Annotated in this window: 25 protein-coding genes; 13 read left to right on the plus strand and 12 right to left on the minus strand. The window is 72.3% G+C overall.

Going from position 1 to position 20,781, the window contains the following annotated elements:
• Positions 1 to 17 precede the first annotated feature (17 nt).
• From ACWEOZ_RS38225 to ACWEOZ_RS38240, 4 genes are read right to left on the minus strand one after another with little or no spacing between them, the layout of a single operon-like run.
• Positions 18 to 350 carry a TraR/DksA family transcriptional regulator gene (locus ACWEOZ_RS38225; protein ID WP_451915558.1) on the minus strand — a complete coding sequence of 111 codons (333 nt, stop codon included), beginning with the start codon at positions 348 to 350 and terminating at the stop codon, positions 18 to 20.
• Positions 351 to 366: 16 nt separating this feature from the next.
• Positions 367 to 1,122, minus strand: a complete 756-nt coding sequence (locus ACWEOZ_RS38230; RefSeq protein WP_451915559.1) for a CBS domain-containing protein — start codon at positions 1,120 to 1,122, stop codon at positions 367 to 369.
• A complete protein-coding gene (locus tag ACWEOZ_RS38235; RefSeq protein WP_451915560.1) occupies positions 1,115 to 1,897 on the minus strand; it encodes a CBS domain-containing protein in 783 nt (260 codons plus the stop codon). The genes ACWEOZ_RS38230 and ACWEOZ_RS38235 overlap by 8 nt, the downstream gene beginning before the upstream one ends.
• Positions 1,894 to 2,127 carry a hypothetical protein gene (locus ACWEOZ_RS38240; protein ID WP_451915561.1) on the minus strand — a complete coding sequence of 78 codons (234 nt, stop codon included), beginning with the start codon at positions 2,125 to 2,127 and terminating at the stop codon, positions 1,894 to 1,896. Before ACWEOZ_RS38240 ends, ACWEOZ_RS38235 begins: the two co-directional genes overlap by 4 nt.
• 143 nt (positions 2,128 to 2,270) lie before the next feature.
• Between ACWEOZ_RS38240 and ACWEOZ_RS38245 the strand changes: the two genes are divergently transcribed.
• Positions 2,271 to 3,488, plus strand: a complete 1,218-nt coding sequence (locus tag ACWEOZ_RS38245) for a PucR family transcriptional regulator (protein ID WP_451915562.1) — start codon at positions 2,271 to 2,273, stop codon at positions 3,486 to 3,488.
• Positions 3,489 to 3,493: 5 nt separating this feature from the next.
• Here the strand turns inward: ACWEOZ_RS38245 and ACWEOZ_RS38250 are convergent, their stop codons facing one another.
• On the minus strand, positions 3,494 to 4,603 hold the full coding sequence (locus ACWEOZ_RS38250; RefSeq protein WP_451915563.1) for a globin domain-containing protein: 1,110 nt from the start codon (positions 4,601 to 4,603) through the stop codon (positions 3,494 to 3,496).
• 109 nt (positions 4,604 to 4,712) lie between these two features.
• Here ACWEOZ_RS38250 and ACWEOZ_RS38255 point away from each other — a divergent pair, with 109 nt between their 5' ends.
• Complete coding sequence (locus tag ACWEOZ_RS38255; RefSeq protein ID WP_451915564.1) at positions 4,713 to 5,069, plus strand: DUF488 domain-containing protein; 357 nt, start codon at positions 4,713 to 4,715, stop codon at positions 5,067 to 5,069.
• 93 nt (positions 5,070 to 5,162) lie between these two features.
• Positions 5,163 to 6,764 carry a methyl-accepting chemotaxis protein gene (locus ACWEOZ_RS38260; protein ID WP_451915565.1) on the plus strand — a complete coding sequence of 534 codons (1,602 nt, stop codon included), beginning with the start codon at positions 5,163 to 5,165 and terminating at the stop codon, positions 6,762 to 6,764.
• 33 nt (positions 6,765 to 6,797) lie between these two features.
• On the opposite strand, the gene ACWEOZ_RS38265 is transcribed toward ACWEOZ_RS38260, so the two are convergent.
• Entirely contained in the window at positions 6,798 to 7,358 is a 561-nt protein-coding gene (locus ACWEOZ_RS38265; protein WP_451915566.1) for a TetR/AcrR family transcriptional regulator, read from the minus strand.
• 91 nt (positions 7,359 to 7,449) lie between these two features.
• On the opposite strand from ACWEOZ_RS38265, the gene ACWEOZ_RS38270 reads away from it, so the two are divergent.
• Both ACWEOZ_RS38270 and ACWEOZ_RS38275 read left to right on the plus strand, forming a co-directional pair.
• On the plus strand, positions 7,450 to 8,190 hold the full coding sequence (locus ACWEOZ_RS38270) for an SDR family oxidoreductase (protein WP_451915567.1): 741 nt from the start codon (positions 7,450 to 7,452) through the stop codon (positions 8,188 to 8,190).
• Positions 8,191 to 8,260: 70 nt separating this feature from the next.
• Positions 8,261 to 8,818 carry a GNAT family N-acetyltransferase gene (locus tag ACWEOZ_RS38275; protein ID WP_451915568.1) on the plus strand — a complete coding sequence of 186 codons (558 nt, stop codon included), beginning with the start codon at positions 8,261 to 8,263 and terminating at the stop codon, positions 8,816 to 8,818.
• 8 nt (positions 8,819 to 8,826) lie between these two features.
• On the opposite strand, the gene ACWEOZ_RS38280 is transcribed toward ACWEOZ_RS38275, so the two are convergent.
• On the minus strand, positions 8,827 to 9,447 hold the full coding sequence (locus ACWEOZ_RS38280) for a TetR/AcrR family transcriptional regulator (protein ID WP_451915569.1): 621 nt from the start codon (positions 9,445 to 9,447) through the stop codon (positions 8,827 to 8,829).
• A gap of 93 nt (positions 9,448 to 9,540) precedes the next feature.
• Between ACWEOZ_RS38280 and ACWEOZ_RS38285 the strand changes: the two genes are divergently transcribed.
• Positions 9,541 to 11,685, plus strand: coding sequence for a 2Fe-2S iron-sulfur cluster-binding protein (locus ACWEOZ_RS38285; RefSeq protein ID WP_451915570.1), 2,145 nt, complete (start codon positions 9,541 to 9,543; stop codon positions 11,683 to 11,685).
• Between the two features lie 23 nt (positions 11,686 to 11,708).
• On the plus strand, positions 11,709 to 13,073 hold the full coding sequence (locus ACWEOZ_RS38290; RefSeq protein ID WP_451915571.1) for a hypothetical protein: 1,365 nt from the start codon (positions 11,709 to 11,711) through the stop codon (positions 13,071 to 13,073).
• 7 nt (positions 13,074 to 13,080) lie between these two features.
• Here ACWEOZ_RS38290 and ACWEOZ_RS38295 read toward each other — a convergent pair whose 3' ends face one another.
• Together ACWEOZ_RS38295 and ACWEOZ_RS38300 are read right to left on the minus strand one after the other, a co-directional pair.
• Positions 13,081 to 13,764, minus strand: a complete 684-nt coding sequence (locus ACWEOZ_RS38295; protein ID WP_451915572.1) for a SprT-like domain-containing protein — start codon at positions 13,762 to 13,764, stop codon at positions 13,081 to 13,083.
• Positions 13,765 to 14,126: 362 nt separating this feature from the next.
• Entirely contained in the window at positions 14,127 to 14,522 is a 396-nt protein-coding gene (locus ACWEOZ_RS38300) for a hypothetical protein (RefSeq protein WP_451915573.1), read from the minus strand.
• 265 nt (positions 14,523 to 14,787) lie between these two features.
• On the opposite strand from ACWEOZ_RS38300, the gene ACWEOZ_RS38305 reads away from it, so the two are divergent.
• Together ACWEOZ_RS38305 and ACWEOZ_RS38310 are read left to right on the plus strand one after the other, a co-directional pair.
• A complete protein-coding gene (locus tag ACWEOZ_RS38305; RefSeq protein ID WP_451915574.1) occupies positions 14,788 to 14,919 on the plus strand; it encodes a hypothetical protein in 132 nt (43 codons plus the stop codon).
• Positions 14,920 to 15,043: 124 nt separating this feature from the next.
• Positions 15,044 to 15,382, plus strand: coding sequence for an STAS domain-containing protein (locus tag ACWEOZ_RS38310; protein WP_451915575.1), 339 nt, complete (start codon positions 15,044 to 15,046; stop codon positions 15,380 to 15,382).
• A gap of 9 nt (positions 15,383 to 15,391) precedes the next feature.
• On the opposite strand, the gene ACWEOZ_RS38315 is transcribed toward ACWEOZ_RS38310, so the two are convergent.
• Positions 15,392 to 15,949: a TetR family transcriptional regulator gene (locus tag ACWEOZ_RS38315; protein WP_451915576.1), complete on the minus strand. Its 558-nt coding sequence runs from the start codon at positions 15,947 to 15,949 to the stop codon at positions 15,392 to 15,394.
• 88 nt (positions 15,950 to 16,037) lie between these two features.
• On the opposite strand from ACWEOZ_RS38315, the gene ACWEOZ_RS38320 reads away from it, so the two are divergent.
• Positions 16,038 to 16,874, plus strand: a complete 837-nt coding sequence (locus tag ACWEOZ_RS38320; protein WP_451915577.1) for an SDR family oxidoreductase — start codon at positions 16,038 to 16,040, stop codon at positions 16,872 to 16,874.
• Here ACWEOZ_RS38320 and ACWEOZ_RS38325 read toward each other — a convergent pair.
• Positions 16,854 to 18,578 (minus strand): SulP family inorganic anion transporter, encoded by a 1,725-nt coding sequence (locus ACWEOZ_RS38325; RefSeq protein ID WP_451915578.1) that lies wholly within the window; start codon positions 18,576 to 18,578, stop codon positions 16,854 to 16,856. The genes ACWEOZ_RS38320 and ACWEOZ_RS38325 overlap by 21 nt on opposite strands.
• Positions 18,579 to 18,741: 163 nt before the next feature.
• Here ACWEOZ_RS38325 and ACWEOZ_RS38330 point away from each other — a divergent pair, with 163 nt between their 5' ends.
• Positions 18,742 to 19,074: an ArsR/SmtB family transcription factor gene (locus ACWEOZ_RS38330; protein WP_451915579.1), complete on the plus strand. Its 333-nt coding sequence runs from the start codon at positions 18,742 to 18,744 to the stop codon at positions 19,072 to 19,074.
• Between the two features lie 7 nt (positions 19,075 to 19,081).
• Here the strand turns inward: ACWEOZ_RS38330 and ACWEOZ_RS38335 are convergent, their stop codons facing one another.
• Entirely contained in the window at positions 19,082 to 19,453 is a 372-nt protein-coding gene (locus ACWEOZ_RS38335) for a hypothetical protein (RefSeq protein WP_451915580.1), read from the minus strand.
• A gap of 186 nt (positions 19,454 to 19,639) precedes the next feature.
• Between ACWEOZ_RS38335 and ACWEOZ_RS38340 the strand changes: the two genes are divergently transcribed.
• Both ACWEOZ_RS38340 and ACWEOZ_RS38345 read left to right on the plus strand, forming a co-directional pair.
• Positions 19,640 to 20,002: an ArsR/SmtB family transcription factor gene (locus ACWEOZ_RS38340; RefSeq protein WP_451915581.1), complete on the plus strand. Its 363-nt coding sequence runs from the start codon at positions 19,640 to 19,642 to the stop codon at positions 20,000 to 20,002.
• 94 nt (positions 20,003 to 20,096) lie between these two features.
• Positions 20,097 to 20,669, plus strand: a complete 573-nt coding sequence (locus tag ACWEOZ_RS38345) for a hypothetical protein (RefSeq protein ID WP_451915582.1) — start codon at positions 20,097 to 20,099, stop codon at positions 20,667 to 20,669.
• Positions 20,670 to 20,781: the final 112 nt, after the last annotated feature.

The raw sequence follows: 20,781 nt of genomic DNA on the forward strand, positions 1-20,781 counted from the left end.
CGTAGACGTACGCGGGATCAGGACGTCCGGCGCCGCTCGCAGCGGGTGCAGTGGCCGGCGTGCGGCAGGGTGTGCAGCCGGCCGAGGGGGAGCGGCTTGTGACACTCCACGCACAGCCCGTACGTGCCTTCGGACATCCGCCGGAGGGCCTGCGCCGTCTCGGCGATCCGCTCCCGGGTGGCCGCGATGAGCGCGTCGAGGGTGTCGGGGTCGTGGCCGGCGTGCCGGGCGTACACGGTGAGCTGGGTCAGGCGGGCGGTGTGCACGGCGAACTGCTCCTCCAGCATGCCGCGGAGCAGCTCCATGTGGTCGGCGGACGTACGGGTCGGGCCGTGCAGCGTGGCGGTCATGGTGCCTCCGAAGTCCTCATGCGGCCCACCCGCCGGGACGGAACGGGTCGGCGCTGAACGGATGGGTGCGGTCGACCCTGGAGCGGGCCAGGGCGGCGTCGTCGAAGTCGTAGCCGATACGGTCGACCACCCCGGTCACCCCGGGCACCGCGGTGGCCAGCCTGGTGACGATGCCGGCGGTCGAGCGCCGGCCCACCGCCCCGGTCAGCGTCGCCGTGCCCTCGTTGACCCGGACGGTCACCTGTTCCGGGCGGATCCAGAGCCGGCGGCACAGCACTGCCTCGACCTCGCGCCGGATCGCCGCGTCCGGCCGGGCGTACGGGCGCAGCAGGTCACCGCGGGACACCACACCGAGCAGGCGGCCCTGCGGCCCGGTGACGAACAGCCGGCGGACGTTGCGGGACTGCATGGTCCTCGCCGCCTGCTTCAGGGACGCCCCCGCGTCGATGGACAATGCCGGGGCGGTCATCACATCCCCGGCGCAGGCTGAGCGTTTGGCTCGCGGCCTGCGCCGCTTCCCGTCGGCGACGCCGGCCAGCAGGTCGGCCTGGGAGACGACGCCCAGGACGTCGCCGGCCGGGGTGGTCACCGGTACGGCGCTGATGCCCTCGCGGTCGAGCAGGCCGGCGATCTGACCCACGGGCGTGTCGGCCCCCACGGTGATGACCTCGCGCGTCATGACGTCGTCCACCTGCCACTGCATGTCGGCCCTTCTCCGGACCGGGCGGGCCGCGGTCCTGGTCCGGCGGTCGGCGGTGCGGACGTCAAGCATGGCTGTGTTCCTTTCCGCCCACCATGGCCGGCGACGGCGACGAATGGACTCGTTGTTTGCCAGGTGTCGGCAAGGAAGCGTCCCCGGCAGTCCGCGCGGGCCGGCCGGGCCGGATCGCCGCGACGGTGTCGTCGAGGCCGAACGTGAGCTGGTCGACGACGCCGGTGACGCCGGGGACCGTGGCGGTCAGCCGGGCAGCGGCGACGGCGGTCGTCCTGCGGGCGGTGTGCCCGGGGAGTGTGACGACTCCTTCGTCGACGTCGGCCCGGACCGCGCCGGGCCGGATCATCAGCGTGCGGCGCAGGACCTGCTGCATGACCTCGTCGCGGATGACAGCGTCCAGCCGGGCGTGCACCTTCAACAGGTCCGACCGGGTGACGATGCCCCGCAGCCCGCCGTCACGGTCGACGACGAGCAACCGGCGGACGCCGCGGCGGTACATCGTCCGGGCCGCGGCCGGCAGCGACGCGTCGGCTCCGACGGTCAGCGCCGGGCCGCTCATCACCTCCACGGCCGTACCCTCGGGCCACCGCAACCGCCGGGGCACCCGGCGGCGCCACCAGCCGGCCGGGGAACTGCCGGCCGGGCCGATGGTGATCTTCCGCCGCAGATCCGTCCACGAGACCACGCCGAGCACGACGTCGAAGCGGTCGGTGATCGGCACGGCGGTGATCTGCCGGTCGGTGAGCAGGGCGACCAGGTCCGCGACGGATGCGTCGTCGGGCGCGGTGATCACCTCGGTGGTCATCACATCCTGGACCCGCCAGGTCGTCATGATGTCTCCTTCCCGGTGCTGACGGTCTCGCTGCGCGGTTCGGCCCGGCGGCTGTACAGCGTCCGGGCGCGGGCGTGGCGGCGCAGCGTGTAGAGGCCGGTCAGCACGGCGACGAGGACGGTCAGCAACAGCGCGTCGGCGGCACCGTGATTCAGGAACACCGCCACGGCCAAGGCGAGGACGCTCGCGACGGCGACCGCGGGAACCACGTGTGAGCTGCGGACCTGCATGTCGTTCTCTCCTTCCTGGGGCTGCCTCCATCGTCGCCGGGACCGGTGGGCTCCCGGCAGGGCCACGGTCTCCAGACCTGGCGGGTCTAGACTGCCGACTGTCGGCAACGAACGGCCGGCGCGGCGCGGGTCTGGAGGCGGCGGTGACCGGCAGAGCTCAGCGGGGCCCGGAGGACGCGTGGCTCGTCGACGTCGCCGAAGGGGCCAGCCGCGACGCCGGCGGCGTACCGGTGGAACTGCTCGGTGACTACCTGCCGCTGCTCGCCGACGCGGCCACCCACGGCCGCCGCGCGAAGCGGCGCGAGCTCGACGCGGTGGCCCTGCTCGGCCGGCGCGCGGCCGAGCAGGGCATCTCGGCCGGGCGCGTGGTGCAGCTGTATCTGTCCGCGGCGCGGCGGCTGTGGCAGGACCTGCCGGTGGTCGTGCGATCCCGCGACCGGGAGGCGGTGCGGGCCGCGGCGACGGCTGTCCTGCAGGTCGTCGACGACGCGGTCGCCACGCTCGCCGAGGGCTACGCGGTGGCCCGCCGTGACCTGGTGCGCCGGGAGGAATCACTGCGCCGGGACCTGATCGACGACCTGCTGCGCGGCGACTCCGACCTCGGGACACTGGTGGAACGGGCCGAGCCGTTCGGGCTCGACCTGGCCCGGGTCCACCAGGTGGCGCTGGCCGCGCCGAGCCGGCGGTTGCCGGACGCCGACGCGGCCATCAGCGCCCTGGAGGCGGTCGTCTTCGACCGGCTCGGTGACCGGGACGTCCTGGTCGCGACCAAGGACGGGCTGCTCGTGGTGCTGGCCCCGGCCGACGCCGCGGCCGCCGGCCGGCCCTCGCCGGCGCTGGACGCGAGCAACGAGCTGGGCGGGCTGATGCACCGCGAGCTGAGCCGGCTGCGCCGCGGACGCCCCTGGCGGGTCGCGGTCGGACGACCCCACCCCGGCCTGTACGGCATCGCCCGCTCCTATGAGGAGGCGCGCGAGGCGCTCACCATGGCCGGCCGGCTGCACGCCGACACCCCGGTCATCAACGCCCACGACCTGCTCGTCTACCGGGTCCTGCTGCGCGACCAGCCGGCCATCGTGGACCTGGTTCAGGCCGTCCTGAGCCCGCTCACCGGGGCCCGGGGCGGGGCCGGCCCGCTGCTCGACACCCTGCACGCCTACTTCGAGACGGGCGCGGTGGCCACCGAGTCGGCGAAGCGGCTGCACGTGTCGGTCCGTACGGTCACCTACCGCCTGGCCCGGGTGCGGACCCTGACCGGCTACGACCCGGGCGATCCGGCGCACCGCTTCACGTTGCAGGCGGCGGTGCTCGGCGCGAAGGTCCTCAACTGGCCCCAGGAGCCGCTGCCCGCCTCCGCGTGACCGGCTCAGGCGTCGGTGAAGGCGTCGTACTTTATCCGGGTGGACGGGATCCGCATCTCGGTGAGCCGGCGCAGGGTGGCGTTGACCATGGCGCCCGAGCCGGCCACGTAGAAGTCGTGGTCCCGCCACGGCCCGTGCCGGGAGACGACGTCCGGGATGGCGCCGCGCTCGCCCGGATAACCCTGCTCGTCGCTGACCGCGCGGACGATCGTGAGCCAGGGACAGCTCTCGGCGATCTCGTCGAGGTGCCGGCGGTCGTAGAAGTCGTCGTCCTGCCGTTCGCCACGGAACAGGTGGATGAACCGGGTGCGGTTGTAGCGGGTCAGCTCGTCCAGCAGGGCCTTGACCGGGGCGAGGCCGGTGCCACCGGTGACGAAGACGATGTCGCGGCGCGACTGCGGGTCGAGAGTCATCGAACCCATCGGGGCGGCGATGCGCAGCATGTCCCCGGCCTTGAGCCGGCGTACCAGGGCGCTGGACACCCAGCCGCCGGCGGCGGCGCGGACGTGGAAGTCCAGGGTGCCGTCCTCGCGGGGCGCGTTGGCGATGGAGTACGTGCGCCACAGCCGGGGCTGGTAGCCGCACTCGACGCTGACGTACTGACCGGCGCGGAACTTCAGCGGTTGCAGCGGCCGGCAGGTGAACACGGCGATGTCGGCGCCACGCCGCTCGTGGTGGACGACCTCGGCATACCGGTACGGCGGTTCCGTGTCCTCGGCCGCACCGGCGATCATCTTCGCGGCGATATGGTCGTACACGTCGTTCCAGGCCTGCTCGTACACGGCGTTCCACCGTTCACCGGCGTGGGCCCGGACGGCGTCGATCAACGCGGCCTTGACCTGGCTGTAGTGCTCGGGGGTGACATGGAACTTACGGTGGTCGCGACCGAGCGAGCGCAGGTAGCCGTCGATCTCCTCCGGACTGTCGAAGTTCTGCACGGCGGTGACGATCGCGCCCAGCAGCCGGCCGCGCTGGATGTCCATCTGCACCGGGAAGAGGTCACGCAGCTGCGGGTCGGACAGGAACAGCCGGGCGTAGAAGTGCTGAGCCACCCGGTCCTGACGGTCCTCGACCAGGCCCCAGCTCTCCTTGAGGACGGTCGACAGGCTGGTCATCGCTGCTCCTCCGACATGGTGGTCCGGTACTGCGGATCAGCGTCGCCGAGCCCCCGGGGGCAGCCGTCGCACCCGCGGTGCGATCCCGCCCCACCCCCGAGGAGGCGTCATGCGGGCTGACCTGAGACTTCGCCGGGTGTACGAAGCACCGGCGCCCGGCGACGGCAAGCGGGTTCTGGTGGACCGGCTGTGGCCGCGCGGGCTCACCCGGGACGCGGCCCGCCTCGACGAATGGCTCAAGGACGTGGCTCCCTCCACGGCGCTGCGCCACTGGTACGGCCACCGTCCGGAACTCTTCGACGAGTTCCGGACCCGCTATCTCGCCGAGTTGGGCGGCCCGGAGCCCGCCGCGGCGCTCGGCCGGCTCCGTGAGCTGTCCGGGACGGGAACGCTCACTCTGCTCACCGCCACCAAGGACGTCGATCTCAGCCACCTGACGGTCCTCGCCGGTCTGCTGCAGGACTGATCGCTTCTCACCACAGTTTCCCCGGAAACGCTTCGTCGCCCGGCGACGGCTCGTAGGTTGTGAGTGACCCCGGCGTTCAGGAGAGGCACGGTCATGAAGCTCGGTGGAGCGTTCGACAACGGTTCACTGCGTACCAAGATCGGGGCTGTGGTCCTGACCGCGGCCGTCAGCGGCCTCATCGTCGGGGCAGTGGCGATCAACATGGTGCGGGACCTCAACAACGAGGCCGCCGCCGCGCAGCGGCAGACCCTGGCGGTCCAGGCCGCCGCCGGGTCCTACGGCAAGAACATCGAGGCGTTCAGCGGCAACACGTCCTCGTTGCAGCTCTACCCGAGCCTCAAGGGCCGGATCACCGAGGCGTTGACCGCCAACAAGCAGGCCATCACCGAGGCGCTGAACGTGCTCGGCACGAACCTGTCCCAGGAGGACGGGGGCGCGCAGGTCGTCGCCAAGGCCAAGCAGGACTGGGAGGCCTATCTGGCCTTCAACGGTGGGGGCGCCGCCGCCTCGTCGACGCCGCCGGCGCCGTTGACGCCGGAGCAGCTGGCGGAGGCCGTCAAGCAGTACGACGCCCTCTACAACGCGCTGGGTGAGGACCAGGTGGCGCTGGAGAACCGGGCGAAGGCCATGTCGGCCGCCAACATCGAGCACTCGGCGACCGAGGCCCGCGAGGCGGTGACGGCGATCGCGGTCGTGCTCGGGGTCGGCCTCCTGCTGAGCATTCTGCTCGCGATCCGGGTCGGCAGCCGGCTGCGCCGGGCCATGACCGGGGTCTCGCGGCTCGCCGACGGGCTCGCCGACGGCGATCTCACCCGGGAGTCGGGGGTCGACGGCAAGGACGAGGTCGGCCGGATGGCCGCCTCCCTGGACCGGGCGATCAGCCGGTTGCGGGCGGACGTCGTGCAGCTGGCGGGTAACGCCGGCACCCTCAACGAGGCGGCTCAGCAGCTCACCACCGTGTCCGGCACGGTCGACGCGGCCGCCGCGGACGCGGCCGCCCAGGCCGGCTCGGTCGCCTCGGCCGCCGATGTGGTGTCGAACAACCTGCAGGTGGTGTCCTCGGGCTCGCAGGAGATGGGCTCCTCGATCCGCGACATCAGCGTCTCCACCACGGAGGCGTCCGAGGTGGCGGCGCAGGCCGTCGAGGTCGCCACCGCGACCAACGCGATCGTCGCCCGGCTGGGGGAGTCCTCGGCCGAGATCGCCACCGTGATCAAGGTGATCACCTCGATCGCCGAGCAGACCAACCTGCTCGCCCTGAACGCCACCATCGAGGCCGCCCGCGCCGGTGAGCTGGGCAAGGGCTTCGCCGTCGTGGCCGGTGAGGTCAAGGACCTCGCCCAGGAGACCGCCAAGGCCACCGAGGACATCTCCCAGCGGGTCCGCACGATCCAGACCGACACCGACGGCGCGGTCACCGCGATCGGCGAGATCTCCGCGATCATCGAACGGATCAACGGCATCCAGCTCACCATCGCCTCCGCCGTCGAGGAGCAGACCGCGACCACGCAGGAGATGAACCGCACGCTGTCGGACGCGGCGACCGGTGCCAGCAACATCGCCGTGACGATCACCGGGATGTCCGACGCGACCCGGCGGACCACGGACACCGTTTCGGCCACCCGGCATGCCGCCGGTGAGCTCGCCACGACGGCCGGTCAGCTGCAGACCCTGGTGTCCCGCTTCCGCTACTGACGCGCCTGACGGGCTGAGCCCAGCTCAGGGACGCTACGTCCCTGAGCTGCGGGTCCGCAGGCCGTCGAGCACGATGCCGAGCAGGTGCCTGGCCCGGGCGTCGAACTCCGCCGCGTCGAGGCGGGACAGGTAGCTGATCAGGATGATCACGTCGCGGGCGTCGACGTCGGCCCGGATCTCGCCGGCCGCCCGGCCGGCGTCGAGCAGCAGCGTGACGGCGTCGCCGATCGGGCCCAGGCTGTGCGCTGAGAGATCCTCGCCCGTCGCGACCTCCAGCGCCGCGAACACCCCGCGTTTGACCTGGGCGTACTCGGCGACCCGGTCGAACCAGGCGCGCAGGGCGGTGAGCGGGTCGTGCCGCTGCAGCAGGGTGCGCGCGGTGGCGACCAGGTCGTCGACGTCGGTGCGGTAGACCTCCGCGAGCAGGTCGGCCCGGGTCGGGAAGTGCCGGTAGAGGGTGCCCTGGCCGACGCCCGCCCGCTGGGCGACCGCGTTCAGCCGGATGTCGGCGTCGCGGGTGATCTCGGCCCGGGCGGCCTCGATGATGCGGGCGCGGTTCTGGGTGGCGTCGGCCCGGCGACGTGCAGGTGTCACCGGTACGTCGTACCACACACTGGTCAACCGGACACGTGTCCGCTACCGTTGCCTCCAAGTGGACACGTATCCGCTTGGAGGAGGGAGATCTGTGTCAGGCATCGCGGGAAAGGTCGTGGCCATCACCGGCGCGAGCAGTGGCATCGGCGAGGCGACCGCCCGGCTGCTGGCCGCACGCGGGGCGCTCGTGGCTCTGGGCGCCCGGCGCACCGAGCGGCTGGACGTCATCGCCGGTGAGCTCCGCGACCGGGGCGCGGCCGTGATGACATGCCGGGTCGACGTCACCCGTCGCGCCGACGTGGAGGCGTTCGTGGCGCGCACGGTCGAGCGTTTCGGCCGGATCGACGTCCTGGTCGGCAACGCCGGCATCGCCAAGATCGGCCCGATGGCCGACCTGGACACCGACGGCTGGACGGCGATGATCGACGTCAACCTGCGGGGCGTCCTGAACGGCATCGCGGCGGCGATGCCCGCGTTCCGGCGGCAGGGCCGGGGACACTTCGTCACCACGGTGTCGACCGCCGGGCTGAAGATCACGCCGACGATGGCGGTCTACGGCGGCGTCAAGAACGCCGTCCGGACCGTCCTCGAGGGACTGCGTCAGGAATCGACCGACGGCGTCATCCGGACCACGGCGGTCTCCCCGGGCTACGTGCGCACCGAGCTGGCCGATTCCATCGACGACCCGGCGGTCCGCGAGCTGACCCGCCGGACCATGGCCGAGTTCGCGATCGCGCCGGAAGCGGTGGCCCGGACGATCGCCTTCGTCGTCGAGCAGCCGGACGACGTGGAGATCGGCGAGATCGTCATCCGGCCGACGCGGCAGGGATGACCGCTGCCGGCCGCGGCGCGCCACCCGCCGGGGCGCCGGACCCGGCCTGCGGTCAGTCATCATGGTCGGCGTGACCGATCCGCAGCTACGCGAGAGCAGGACCCGGCGGCTCATTCTGCGGGTGCCCGAGCCCGACGACCTGGAGCGGCTGTTCGACCTCTACTCCGATCCGCGGGTGTGGGGGCCCGATCCGCTGAGCCGGCACGAGGATCCCGCGCAGACCGAACGGATGATCGGGAACTGGCGGGCCGCGTGGGAGCGCGACGGCCTCGGCATGTGGACGGCCTGGGACGGCGGCACGTTCGTCGGCATCGGCGGCTGCTTCGTCCGGTACGGCGTCGCCTGGAACCTCGGGTTCCGGCTGAGCCCGCCGTCCTGGGGGCGGGGCTACGCGCAGGAGATCAGCGCGGCGGCGATCGAGGCGGCTCGCCGGCGGCGGCCGGAGCTTGCGGTCACCGCGTACCTGCTGGAGGGCAACGACCAGTCGCTGCGCGCGGTGGAGCGCACCGGCCTCGGCCGGGTCTGGCGGGGACCGGACGCCGGCAATCCCGACGCCGGCGCGATCCGGCTGCTCTACAGTGACCGGCCGTTGACGCCGGCGGCGTTGAAGGCCCTCACCGAGAACTGATCCGGCGGTCAGCGGTCGCCGCGCAGGTAGCGGGTCACCATGTCCACCAGCTCGTTCTCGAACGTCTCGACCGGGATGGTGCGCGGGTCGGCCATGAGTTTGTGGGTGTTGAGCTCCACCGTGAAGATGATGAGCTCGGCCGCGGTGTCGATGTCGCGGACGTGCACGTCCGGGTGCCGGGCCAGCAGGTCACGCACCTGAGCGCCGCGTTGCCGGCCGTGGCGGTCGATCGTCTCGAGCAGCTCCCGGGACATCGGGGCCTCCTCGATCATGATCCGGAGCAGCTGCGGGTCGTCGCCGTGATTGTCGATCGCGTCGCGGACCAGGGCCCGTACCGTCGCCTCCAGGGTGCCGGGGGAGAGGTCGAGCTGGTCGGCCTGCGTCCAGGTGCCACGGTCCAGGTGGCGCATCAGCAGCTGGGCGAGGATGGCGTCCTTGTTCGGGAAGTACTGGTACAGCGAGCCGATCGAGATGCGGGCCCGATCGGCGATGCGGTTGGTGGTGCCGGCGGCGTAGCCGTACTCGGCGAAAACGTGAGCAGCGGCGGTGAGGATCCGCTCCCGGGTGAGCTCGGCCCGGACCTGGCGGGGCGTGCGACGTGGCTGAAGGCGACGGTCGGCCGACGGCATCGGGGGGCCTCCTGGGGGCGCGGAAAGCGAGTAGCCAAAGACCTGAGCTATTGTTCACAATAGAGCGATGAGCTGCAAAAACAAGGTTGCCGCGTGAGGTCCGAAGGTCAGCCGCAGCAGGTGCTGACGACGGTGGACGAGATCGAGGCGGCCGTCGGGCGCCCGGCACCGATGATCATGCTCAAGCAGATCGGCGCCCTCGACGAGGGCTGCCGGACGGTCCTCGCCCGGTGCCCGATCGCGGCGTTCGGCTACCGCGACACCGGCGGCACCAGCAGGACGACTTTCGTCGGCGGCGCACCGGGGTTCACCCGCGTCCACTCACCCACGCGGATCTCGTTCTCCCTCACCGAGCCCGGCGACCCGCACGGCCCGGTCTCGTTGTTCTTCCTCCTGCCGGGCGTCGGCGAGCTCCTGCGCGTCAACGGCACGGTCGCCGCACGCCAGGGCTCCGAGACGACGGTCGAGATCAATGAGGCGTACGTGCACTGCGCTCAGGCCGTACTCCGGTCCGGTCTCTGGCGGCCACGCGCCCAGCTGCAGCCGACCGCCGAGCTCGCCGGGGACGGGCCCCTGAGCCGACCAGGTGTCGCCGGCTTCCTGGCCGGTGCGCCGTTTCTCGCTCTGTCCAGCTGGGACTCGTCCGGCGGCAGCGACACGAGCCCGCGCGGCGATCAGCAGGCGGTGGCGCGGATCCTGGACAGCCGCACGCTCGTCATCCCGGACCGGCGGGGCAACAAACGCGCGGACACGCTGCACAATCTGCTCCAGGACGACCGGCTCTCGTTCGCCGCCCTGGTTCCGGGCCGTAGCGGTGTCCTGCACGTCCGCGGCCGCGGCGCGATCACCGCCGATCCGGCACTTCTGGAGACGATGGCGTTGCGCGGCACGCCCCCGCACGCGGCGTTGCTCATCGACGTCGAGCACGCCGAGGTGACGGGCAACGACGCCGTGGCCCGGTCCCGGCTGTGGTCGCCCGGTGCCCACCTGGACCGCGGCACGGCGCCGGACCTGATAGCGCTGGCCGGGGAGCACCTCGCCGCCAACGCCGACGGTCGTTCCACCACGTTGCTGGTGAGGGTGGTCGCGGTGATCCCGGGCATGACGCGGTTGCTGCGGCTGGTGATGGACCGCGCCTACCGTTTCGGCTTGCGCAAGGAGGGCTACGGGGACATCGCGCCCGTCCCGGGCGGCCGTCGCCGGAGCCAGGCCGAGGTGGGTGATCCGCTGCGGCAGGTGCGCATCACCGAGGTACGCCGGGAGACGCCGAGTGCGGTCACTCTCGTCCTGGAGGACGCGGGTGACCGCCGCGACGTGTTCGAGTTCCGGCCCGGGCAGTTCTTCACGCTGGTCGCCGACATCAACGGCCGGCCGGTGCGGCGGGCGTACTCGGCGTCCTCGGTGCCGGGCACGTCGCGGCTGGAGGTCACCGTCAAGCGGGTGGAGCTGGGGCGGTTCTCCACCCACGTGCACGGCGGCCTCCGCGCCGGGGACCGGCTCGCGGTGCTCGGCCCCTCCGGGTCCTTCCACGCCGGGCCGCACGCCCCGGAGCAGCTCGTGCTGGTCGCGGCGGGCAGCGGCGTCACACCGATGATGAGCATGATCCGTACGCGGCTCGCGGCCGAATCGGCCTCGGACCGGATCGCGCTGCTCTGCAGCAGCCGTGACGCGGACGAGGTGATCTTCGCTGAGGAACTGACCCGGCTGGCCGGGGAGCATCCCGGCCGGCTGTCGGTCACCCACGTCCTGACCCGCCGGGACGGCCGGCTGGACGCGGAGGGTGTGCGGCGGTGGATCACCGGTGTGGCCCCGGGTGCGGACGCTCACTACTACGTGTGCGGGCCTGAGCCTTTGATGGATGTCGTCCAGGAAGTGCTGGCCGGGCTCCGGGTGCCGGACGCCCAGGTGCATCAGGAGCGCTACACCAGCGGAGCTGACACCGGGAACGCGACGACCGTGCCGCAGGAGATGACCGTCGAGGAGAACGGGCGGCCGGTGGGGACGGTGGTGGTCGAGCCGGGGCAGACGCTGCTCGACGCGGGGCTGGCCGCGGGGCTGCCGATGCCGTACTCGTGCACGGTCGGCAACTGCGGCGACTGCACGGTGCGGTTGCACAGCGGCGAGGTGAGCCAGAACGAGCCGAACTGCTTGACGCCGGGGCAGCGGGCAGAAGGTTTGGTGCTGACCTGCACGGCCTGCCCGCTGTCGGCGGTGACCCTCGACATCGCGAGCTCTTGACGGTCCTCCGTACCGTATCGGCCATGGCTTCTCCGAAAGGACGCGTCCGTAGCGTCCTGAGCATCTTCCCCGGTCTCCCGCGCCGCGGGCCCGCGATCATTCTTGTCGCTCTGGTAGCCCTGGCCGGTGCGTGGTACGGCGGTGCCGCGGGCCATCGCGTGGGCCTGGAGCTGGCTCCCGAGCTGCCCCGCGGTGCGGCCGCGGCGCAGATCACCGGGACGGTGCTGCCCGGGTTCAAGGTGTGGGGCGGCGGCGACCCCGATCCCGTCGTCTCGCAGCCGGACGGGGAGGGCGTCGAGTACGGCTACGCGACCTACTGGGTGCGCCACAACGACGCGACGCGCGACGTCGGCGGTTACAGCGCCGCGGCGCGGGACCGGCTCGTGGCCGCCGGGTGGGAGGTGCACGACTTCACGCTCACCGGCCCGGAGGACTACGTCGACAGTGGTCAGGGCACCGGGGCGACCTTCTGGGCGGACCGCTCGGGGCTCGTGCTCGGGTACGACAATTCGCTGCTGACGGGGTTTCCGGCGTACGACTCCGACGGTGGTGTCCAGCTGACGCTGCGCCGCGGCAGTTCGTCCGGGGCGGTGGTGGCCGGGTGGGCCGGCGCGGTGCTGGGCGCGCTGCTCGCGTGGTTCCTGGGCGCCTGGGTCAGCCGTACCCTGTCCGGGGCCGCGGGCGGTGCGGCCGTCTCGGGTGTGCTGGGCGTCGGCATGCTGGTCCTGTCGCTGCCGGCCATGGTGATGAACTCCCCGCCGGACCCGCCGGGCGCGTCGCCCTGGTGGGGCGGCCTCGGCTACCTCGGCCTCTTCACGACCGTGCTGGCCGCCCTCGCCGCCACGCTGCTGTTGTTCCTCGCCGGGGTAGTGGCCCTGAGCCGGAGCGGGAGCTGGCGCCGAGCCCGCGGGTCGGCCGCCGCCGTGCTGCGCCGCCACCCCCGGGTTGCCCTCGCCGGCCTGGCCGTGGCGGTCGCCGGGCTGGTCGCCGCGATCGTCCTGCCGTCGTCGCCGGCCGCGCTGCCCGCGGTCAAGGCGGCGTGCCGGCCGGCGCCCGGCGTGCCGGCCGAGGCCCCGGCGGAGGAGACCCGGGACAGCCTGCTCGCCCACGTGTACGTCGATCCGGCCTCCACGCCGGACGAGCGGAACCTGATCACCGCGGCGATCCGCCGCAGCTGGGCGGGCGACACCCAGGGGATGATCTGGGATCCGAACGCGGCCGAGTTCCGCGACACCTACTGCGACGGCGGGCCGGTCCAGGCCGAGGCCGTCGCCGGACTGCCGTACTTCTTCCCCGTCGACCTGGGCGTGGCGAGCGACTTCCCCGCGCTGGTGCAGGAGGTCCAGGGCATGCCCGGCGTCGTCGCCGTCCAGCACAGACCGGCCTGAGCCGCGGTCAGTCGAGGGTCAGGGGCTGCACCAGCGGGAACGAGGCGCTGAGCATGCCGGCGCTGGTCTGCACCTGGTAGCGGCTGCGCCCCCGCTTGACGATGGTGCCGGCCAGCCCGGCGTACCGTCCCGCGCCGGCCAGCCGGACCCGGTCGCCGACCTTGAGCTCGACGGGTGCCGGCTCGCTCCGGGGTGCGCGCAGCCGGGCGAGCTCGGCCGTGTAGCGAGGATGCATCGGAGCCGGCTGTCCCCGGTAGGTCCAGGTGTAGAGCGCGGCCAGGTCGAAGGTCGCGCAGCAGACGGCACACGAGCGCACCCGGACCGGCCGGCGATGAGCCGTCGTCCGATGACCCGCCGCGCAGACCCCCTCCCACGCCCCGTCCACCTTCGGTGCGTCGACCGGCATGCACCGCTGCCCCGAACAACCGATCCGCCGCGCCGCCGCCCGCCACACCCGGTCATGACCGTGCCGCGGGCCGACAAGAGCGTGGGCGATCTCGTGCAGCACGGTCTCCCTGACCTGGTCCGGGGAGTACAGGCTCATCAGGTGCCGCGACAGGCCGATCACCTTACGGTCCGAGTGGCAGATCCCGGCCCTCGTCCGGGCGTTGTCGAGCACCAGCCGCCAGCCGGTGAGCCCGTGCTGGTCCATCAGCCGGGCGGCGAGCTCCCGGGCCTGCGTGTGGTTCAACCGCGATACTCCTCGTCGTGGGTCCTGACCGCCCGTCGATGGTGCCACGAGCCCACGGCGACCCTCCGGCCCGCACCGCGTTCAACGGCTCTGAAGGCCGGCGCGGAGGCTCTGCGGGCCGATGACGAGCTCGTCGGCCCCGAAGCGCAGCACCAGACCTGCGCAGGCGGCTCGCCGCCCAGGGCGGGGATCACGGCCCCGGCGTCGAGCCGCTGCCCGACGAATCCGGACAGGACACCGTCGCTCAGGCCGCCCGAGGGGGGCGGGTCATCCCGCACCAGCCGGAGCTCACCGTCCCGGCCGTGCAGCCCGAGCGGCAGGTCACCCGCCAGTAGCAACCAGGCATCCAGCCCGGGAGGTGGTCATCGGGCCCGCAGCCGCGTCACCGCGGCCAGGATGTCCCCCCGGTTGTGGCGCGACTTGAGCCACGCCGGCAACTTCTCGATCAACGACATCGAGCAGCCCCCGTACAGGCCCCGCTCCCGCAGCCCGGCGGCGACGAACTCGGCCAGCAGGTTCAGGTGGGCCCGGTTGTACGCCCACAGCCGATGCCCCCGCACGGTCGCCGTGAGCCACAGCGGCTGCCGGAAGAACGGGTCGACGCCCGCACCCCGGCACGACGAGCGGTCCCGTGACGCCCAGGTGGCCACGTGCCCGCACGCGCGGCACACCAGCCGCCGCGGCTGGGCCGTCGGTAGCTCCTCGACGGCCGGATCCGCGACCACCTGGGCGTGGGCGGCACAGCGCGGGCACACCACGTCGATCGGCTGCCGGGCCAGGTTGTACAGGAGTAGTCCGACGTCGGATCGCGGAAGCGGGACACCTGGGCGGCCTTCATGCGCTGGACGGTACCGCTACGGCCGGTCCCGGCACCGCCGCATTTCCCGCCCACGCCACCTGCCTGGGACGTCAGGGCCGAAGGGCCCGCGTCGGTAGGTGCCTGCGCCTCTGCCGGCTGCCGTAGCCCGTGCGGTCTGCTGGAGGTGTCAGCAGCAGGCAGGGCGCCGAAGGAGGAGAGCCATCATGGTGAAGCGCCATCTGATCGCGGCCGGGTTCGCCGTCGCGTTGCCGGTCTCCAGCACGTTCGCCATTCTTCTGGTCGCCGCCGGCATCGAAGGAGCCGTCACCGGCGTCCGCCGTCATGTCCGTCGGTGAGGTCGGGCCGGCACCGTCGATGCCGGGAGTGGATCACCTGTCGACGCCGGCAGAATGATCACATTGGGTTACTCGACTGGACCGGATCGTGACCTTGTGCCATCGTCGACGGGTGTCATTGCTGATGCGTGCTGAATTGCTCGCCGACCACACCGTGGTTCTCGCCCTGTCCGGTTCGGTGGTCTATCAGAGCCCGGAGCAGATCCCGGGGGCGGTGCGGGCGGCGATCGTCCGCTGGGCGCCCCAGGCGATCCTGCTCGATCTGGCCGACGTCCGCGTGCTCGACGCCGCCGGGATCGCGGCGCTGCTGGACAGTCACCGCGCGGTCAGCTGGGCCGGGATGTCCTTCGCGCTGATCAACGTCGACACGTTCGTGATGGGCCAGCTGCGCGACATCGGCGTGGCCAGTCTCATCCGGGCCCAGCAGCCGGCCGAGGAGGACCGGGCCACCGTCGACGTCTGACCCGGCCCGTCAGAGCACCCGGACCAGCCCGGCCACCGCCTTCTCGACCGTGGCTCGGCGGTTGCTGGTGGGTTCCTCGTGCAGCGCCTTCAGTGACCACGAGGCGGTGTCCCAGCTCGTCACCAGGGCCAGCACCATGGCCAGCAGTTCCGCCGCCGGGATGTCAGTGCGAACCTTCCCCGCCTGCTGGGCGGTTTCCAGGGCTTCGACCTTCGCCCGGTACGCCGTGACCTCGGCGTCGATGGGCTGCGGCCGTTCCAGCGCCGCCCACTGCGTCAGCCGCCGCACATGCGGGCGCGCCTCCAGCAGCGTGAACAACTCACCGGCATAGCCGGGCAGGTCCGCGGCGTCGAACGGCGCAGCCTCGGCCAGCTCCAGCAGGCTGCCCGCGACGATCAGGTCGAACAGCTCTTCCTTGGCGCCGAAGTGCATGTAGATCGACCGTTTGTTGGCGGCCGCGGTGTCGGCGATCCGGTCGACCCGGGCGCCGGCCAGGCCGTAGCGGGCGAACTCGTCGACCGCCGCTTGCAGGAGGCGGCGTTTGGTCTCAGTGGCGTCAGGCGGCATGTGACCCATCGTACGTAACCACCCAGTTGCTTACCATGCGCTGACGGGGCACGATGAATGTATCCAGTTAGTTACCTACGGAGGCATCATGTCCCGCACCTGGTTCATCACCGGCACATCCTCAGGCTTCGGCCGCCACCTGACCGAGCAACTACTCGAACGCGGCGAGCGCGTTGCCGCCACCGCCCGCCGCCCGGAAGCCCTCGACGACCTGGCGGCCCGCTACGGCGACCGTCTCTGGCGCGCCCGCCTGGACGTCACCGACACCACCGCCCTGCGCGAGGTCGTCGACCGGGCGTTCACCGAGCTCGGCCACATCGACATCATCGTGTCCAACGCCGGCTACGGCCTCTTCGGCGCGCCCGAGGAGCTCAGCGACGAGCAGATCGACCGGCAGATCGCCACCAACCTCACCGCCTCGATCCAGCTGGCCCGCGCGGCCACGCCGCACCTGCGCCGTCAGGGCGGCGGACGCTACTTCCAGATCGCCAGTGTCGGCGGCCAGGTGGCGTTCCCGGCGATGAGCCTCTACCACGCGACCAAATGGGGGATCGAGGGCTTCTGGGAGTCCTCGGCGCCCGAGCTCGCGCCGTTCGGCATCGGCGTGACGATCGTCGAGCCCGGTGTCTCCCGCACCAATTTCGCCGGCGGCGCGGTGCTGGGTGCGCCGCTGCCCGAGTACGCCGACGGCCCGTCGGGACAGTTGCGGCGCATGCTCTCCGGCGAGCTTCCGCCCCTGCCCGCTCCCGGCGACCCCGCGAAGATCGCGGCGGCCGTCATCGCCTCCGCCGACCTGCCCGAGGCGCCGCTGCGCCTGACGCTCGGCTCGGACGCGTACGAGGCGGCGACCGCGGCCCTGCGCAACCGCATCGAGGCCCTCGAAGCGGCTCGGGACCTCGCGTACTCAACCGACGCCATCGAGTGAAGGTGGTCGGCCATCGCTGAGCGGGGGTGGCAGGAGGTGGCTGCGGGCGTACGCGATGGCACTGGGCGTGTCCGCGAAGACGCAGCCGTCGCGGCGCAGGTGCTCGGCGACGCCGAGAGTGCTCAGCACCTCCTCGTGGCTGGTGGCGATGCCCGAGAGCAGCACGGTGATGCCGCGCCGTTGCAGCCGGGCGATGGCATCGCCCAGCACGTGCGCCCCCGTGGCGTCCATGGTCGACACCCGTGACATGCGCAGGATCACCACCTGGGCGTCGGTGATCTCGGACAGTTGCAGCAGGAACGTGTGGGCCGCGCCGAAGAACAGCGGTCCGTCGAGGCGGTAGGCGACGATGTGCTCGGCGAGCAGGGCGTGTTCCTCGGTGCTGTGATCGCCCTGCTCCAGCGGGATCTGCTCGATGCGGGCGGTGCGGGCCACGGCGCGCAGGGCCAGCACCATCGCCACGGCGATGCCGACCACCACGGCGGTGACCAGGTCGACGGCGACGGTCACGGTGAAGGTGAGGACCAGCACCAGCGCGTCGCGGCGGGTGGACCGGGCCAGCGCGAGCAACGACGCCGCCTCGACCATGCGGACGGTGGTGGCCAGCAGCACCCCGGCCAGCGCGGCCAGCGGGATGTGCGCGACCAGCGGGGCCGCCGCGAGCACGATGACGGCCAGGACGGCGGCGTGGGTCAGCGACGCCAGTTTCGAGCGGGCGCCGGCGCGTACGTTGACCGCGGTGCGGGCGATCGCCGCCGTCGCCGGGATCCCGCCGAACACGGGGGAGACCAGGTTGGCCAGCCCCTGACCGAAGAGCTCGCGGTCGGGGTCGTGGCGCTCGTTGACCGTCATGGCGTCGGCGACCGTGGCCGACAGCAGGCTCTCCAGCGCGGCGAGCGCCGCCACCGCCACCGCGGCGGGCAGCAGCGTCCGCACGGCGCCGATGTCGAGGAAGTCCAGCGACGGAGCCGGTAAGCCCGCGGGCAGGCGACCGATGCCGGGCAGGGTGAGGGGCGTGACCTCGACCAGGATCGTGGCGGCGGCCACTGCGATGAGGGAGAACGGCACGCCGGGGCGCAGGCGGGCGCCGAGCAGCATCACCGCCGCGACGCCCAGAGCCACCGCGACAGCGGCCGGGTGCGGGTCGCGGGCGAAGCGGGCCACCGCGTCGGCGGCGACCGCCCACACCTTGTCGCCGTGCGCGCCCGAGACGCCGAGGGCGGCCGGCACCTGCTGCAGGGCGATGACCACGGCGATGCCCGCGGTGAAGCCTTCGATCACCGGGGTCGGCAGGTACCGCACGTAGCGGCCGAGCCCCGCCACCGCCAGCCCGACCAGGATGACCCCGGCCATCGCGCCGACCATCAGCACCCCGGCCGGGCCGACCTGCGCGACGACCGGCACCAGGACCACCGTCATCGCCCCGGTGGGCCCGGACACCTGCAGGTTCGAGCCCCCGAACACGGCGGCGACCGCGCCGGCGACGATCGCGGTGACCAGCCCGGCCTGTGCCCCCAGGCCCGACGTGACGCCGAAGGCCAGCGCCAGCGGCAACGCCACCACGGCCACCGTCAGCCCGGCGACCAGGTCGGCGCGCGGGGCGCGGCGCACCGCCGCCCAGTCGGCGCGTTGCGGAAGCAGCCGGACGAAAGGCACGGACCCGCCCACGGCACCCTCATCTCCCACCGGCCACTGCCACGTCATCTCGCGACTTGCGAAGATTAGCAATTAAGCAAGACGATAGCCTCAGGGGTGCCGGTGGACCCGGTCGCCCGCGCGGTCGCCGTCGTGGAAGCATCAGCACGGCGCAGGCCGCGACCGCGACCCGCCGCCGGCCGGCGGGGGACTGAGGACCGAGGTGGTGACGGTGAGCCGACCGCTGTACCAGTTGAAGGCCGAGTTCTTCAAGACGCTCGGCCATCCCGCGCGCATCCGGGTGCTGGAGCTGCTCAGCGAACGCGAGCGCTGCGTGGCGGAGATGCTCCCCGAGGTGGGCATCGAGCCCGCCCACCTGTCGCAGCAGCTGGCCGTGCTGCGGCGGGCCAACCTGGTCGTCACCCGCCGCGAGGGATCCACCGTGTACTACGCGCTGACCAGCCCGCACGTCGCCGAGCTGCTGGCCGTGGCGCGGCAGATCCTGTCCGGCGTCCTGAGCGGCCAGGCGGACCTGCTGCGCGACCTGCACGCCGACCCGGCGTAGGCGCCGGTCAGAGTTCGAGGGTCCGCTCGATCGACCGCAGCCGGTGCCGGGCCATGGCCAGGTTCGCGCGGTCCCGGTTCAGCGCCAGGTACATGAACAGGCCCTGGCCGGACCCGCCGGTGACCGGCCGGATCAGGTGGTACTGCGAGCCGAGCGTGACCAGGATGTCGTCGATCTTCTCGTGCAGGCCCAGCAGGTCCATCGTGCGCAGCTTGGCCCGCAGCACCTCGGTGTTGGCCGCCGCGGCGATGGCCACGTCGAAGCTGCGGTCGCCGCCGGCCGTGCCGAGCGCCATCCTGCTGGTGTAGTCGACGATGGCCGCCACGATGGCGCCGTCCAGCTGCAGGGCGTCCTTGAGAGCCACGTCCATCTCCGCCATGTGCAAACCCCTCCCCAGTGGTGTGTTGTCCGGTCGAGGATCACGGACCCCGGCGGGGGACAGTCGGACTGCGTGTCCGCCCGCACCGTCACACGTCGATGAAGGATCGAGTCACAACGGGAACGACTTGCCAATGTTTGCAACTCGGTAGTGCAGCAACTTCCGTGAACGACAAGAGGGTGGCTGGTGTCGGTACCGCTCTATCAGGCCAAGGCGGAGATGTTCCGCGTCCTCGGCCATCCCGTACGGATCCGCGCGCTGGAGCTGCTGCAGGCGGGCCCGCTGCCGGTCCGTGACCTGCTCGCCGAGATCGACGTCGAGCCGTCCACCCTGTCGCAACACCTCGCGGTCCTGCGCCGGGCCGGCGTCGTCGCCTCCGTCCGCGACGACGGCCACGTCCTGTACGCGCTCAGCACGCCCGCCGTCGCGGATCTGCTCGCCGCCGGCCGGCGCATCCTCGGCGCGGTCCTGGCCGACCGGGACGGCTTGCTGGCCGAGCTGCGGGGCACCGCGTCGCCGGCCGCCGGCGCGGACGCACCGAGGTGGTGAAGACCCGGCCGGCAACCTGACACGTTCCTGACTTCGGCTTGCCAGGCTCCTTGCGCCCGGGACCGTCCCGGGCGCGGGAGAGAGAGGCAACCCGATGCGGAGAAGTCACCCGCTGCTGGTGACGGTCGTGGCGCTGGCGGCTTTGTCGGCCTGCGGACCGTCCGAGCCGGCCGCCGACAAGTCGTCCAAGGTGGCCACGCTGGCCAGCCCCGAGGCCAAGGCGTCCGCCTCGGCCAAGCCGGAACGCCCGCGGGAACGGCTGGACGGCACGCCCGAGGAGTTCGAGGCCATGCTCGGGCCCTACGACAAGTGCCTCAAGGAGCACGGCGCGCTGCCCAAGAGCGAATGGACCAAGGACAACAAGCGGCCGGATCCCAAGACGATCACCAAGCTGGCCGACAAGGCCGAGGCGGCCGACCGGATCTGCAATCCCCTGTACTTCCCGTTGCCGCCGTGGGAGAAGGATCCGGCCAACCCCGAGGCGCGCGACTTCGCCCGCGACGTGGTCAAGTGCCTGAAGAACAAGGGCATCAAGTTCGTCGAGACCGGCGACAACGGCATCGACATCGCCCTCGGCGGCGACCAGAACGACATGCCCTCGATCCGCAAGGGCCTGGACCTGATGCCCGAGTGCGAGCGTCAGGCCGCGGCCAAGCTGAAGAAGTGACCGTGCCGGGGCGGGGGGGGGGGGGGGGGCCGCCCCCCCCCGCGCGGCGACGGGGGGGGGGGCCGGGGGGTTTTTTTTAAGCAAAAAACCAAAAAAACAAAAACAAAAAAAA

Source organism: Actinoplanes sp. NPDC004185, assembly GCF_053603475.1.

Coding starts and splice junctions, on each gene's coding strand:
- ACWEOZ_RS38225 (WP_451915558.1), bottom strand. CDS start 350: ATGACCGCCACGCTGCACGGCCCGACCCGTACGTCCGCCGACCACATG.
- ACWEOZ_RS38230 (WP_451915559.1), bottom strand. CDS start 1,122: ATGCTTGACGTCCGCACCGCCGACCGCCGGACCAGGACCGCGGCCCGC.
- ACWEOZ_RS38235 (WP_451915560.1), bottom strand. CDS start 1,897: ATGACGACCTGGCGGGTCCAGGATGTGATGACCACCGAGGTGATCACC.
- ACWEOZ_RS38240 (WP_451915561.1), bottom strand. CDS start 2,127: ATGCAGGTCCGCAGCTCACACGTGGTTCCCGCGGTCGCCGTCGCGAGC.
- ACWEOZ_RS38250 (WP_451915563.1), bottom strand. CDS start 4,603: ATGACCAGCCTGTCGACCGTCCTCAAGGAGAGCTGGGGCCTGGTCGAG.
- ACWEOZ_RS38255 (WP_451915564.1), top strand. CDS start 4,713: ATGCGGGCTGACCTGAGACTTCGCCGGGTGTACGAAGCACCGGCGCCC.
- ACWEOZ_RS38260 (WP_451915565.1), top strand. CDS start 5,163: ATGAAGCTCGGTGGAGCGTTCGACAACGGTTCACTGCGTACCAAGATC.
- ACWEOZ_RS38280 (WP_451915569.1), bottom strand. CDS start 9,447: ATGCCGTCGGCCGACCGTCGCCTTCAGCCACGTCGCACGCCCCGCCAG.
- ACWEOZ_RS38290 (WP_451915571.1), top strand. CDS start 11,709: ATGGCTTCTCCGAAAGGACGCGTCCGTAGCGTCCTGAGCATCTTCCCC.
- ACWEOZ_RS38305 (WP_451915574.1), top strand. CDS start 14,788: ATGGTGAAGCGCCATCTGATCGCGGCCGGGTTCGCCGTCGCGTTGCCG.
- ACWEOZ_RS38310 (WP_451915575.1), top strand. CDS start 15,044: ATGCGTGCTGAATTGCTCGCCGACCACACCGTGGTTCTCGCCCTGTCC.
- ACWEOZ_RS38315 (WP_451915576.1), bottom strand. CDS start 15,949: ATGCCGCCTGACGCCACTGAGACCAAACGCCGCCTCCTGCAAGCGGCG.
- ACWEOZ_RS38320 (WP_451915577.1), top strand. CDS start 16,038: ATGTCCCGCACCTGGTTCATCACCGGCACATCCTCAGGCTTCGGCCGC.
- ACWEOZ_RS38325 (WP_451915578.1), bottom strand. CDS start 18,578: ATGACGTGGCAGTGGCCGGTGGGAGATGAGGGTGCCGTGGGCGGGTCC.
- ACWEOZ_RS38335 (WP_451915580.1), bottom strand. CDS start 19,453: ATGGCGGAGATGGACGTGGCTCTCAAGGACGCCCTGCAGCTGGACGGC.
- ACWEOZ_RS38345 (WP_451915582.1), top strand. CDS start 20,097: ATGCGGAGAAGTCACCCGCTGCTGGTGACGGTCGTGGCGCTGGCGGCT.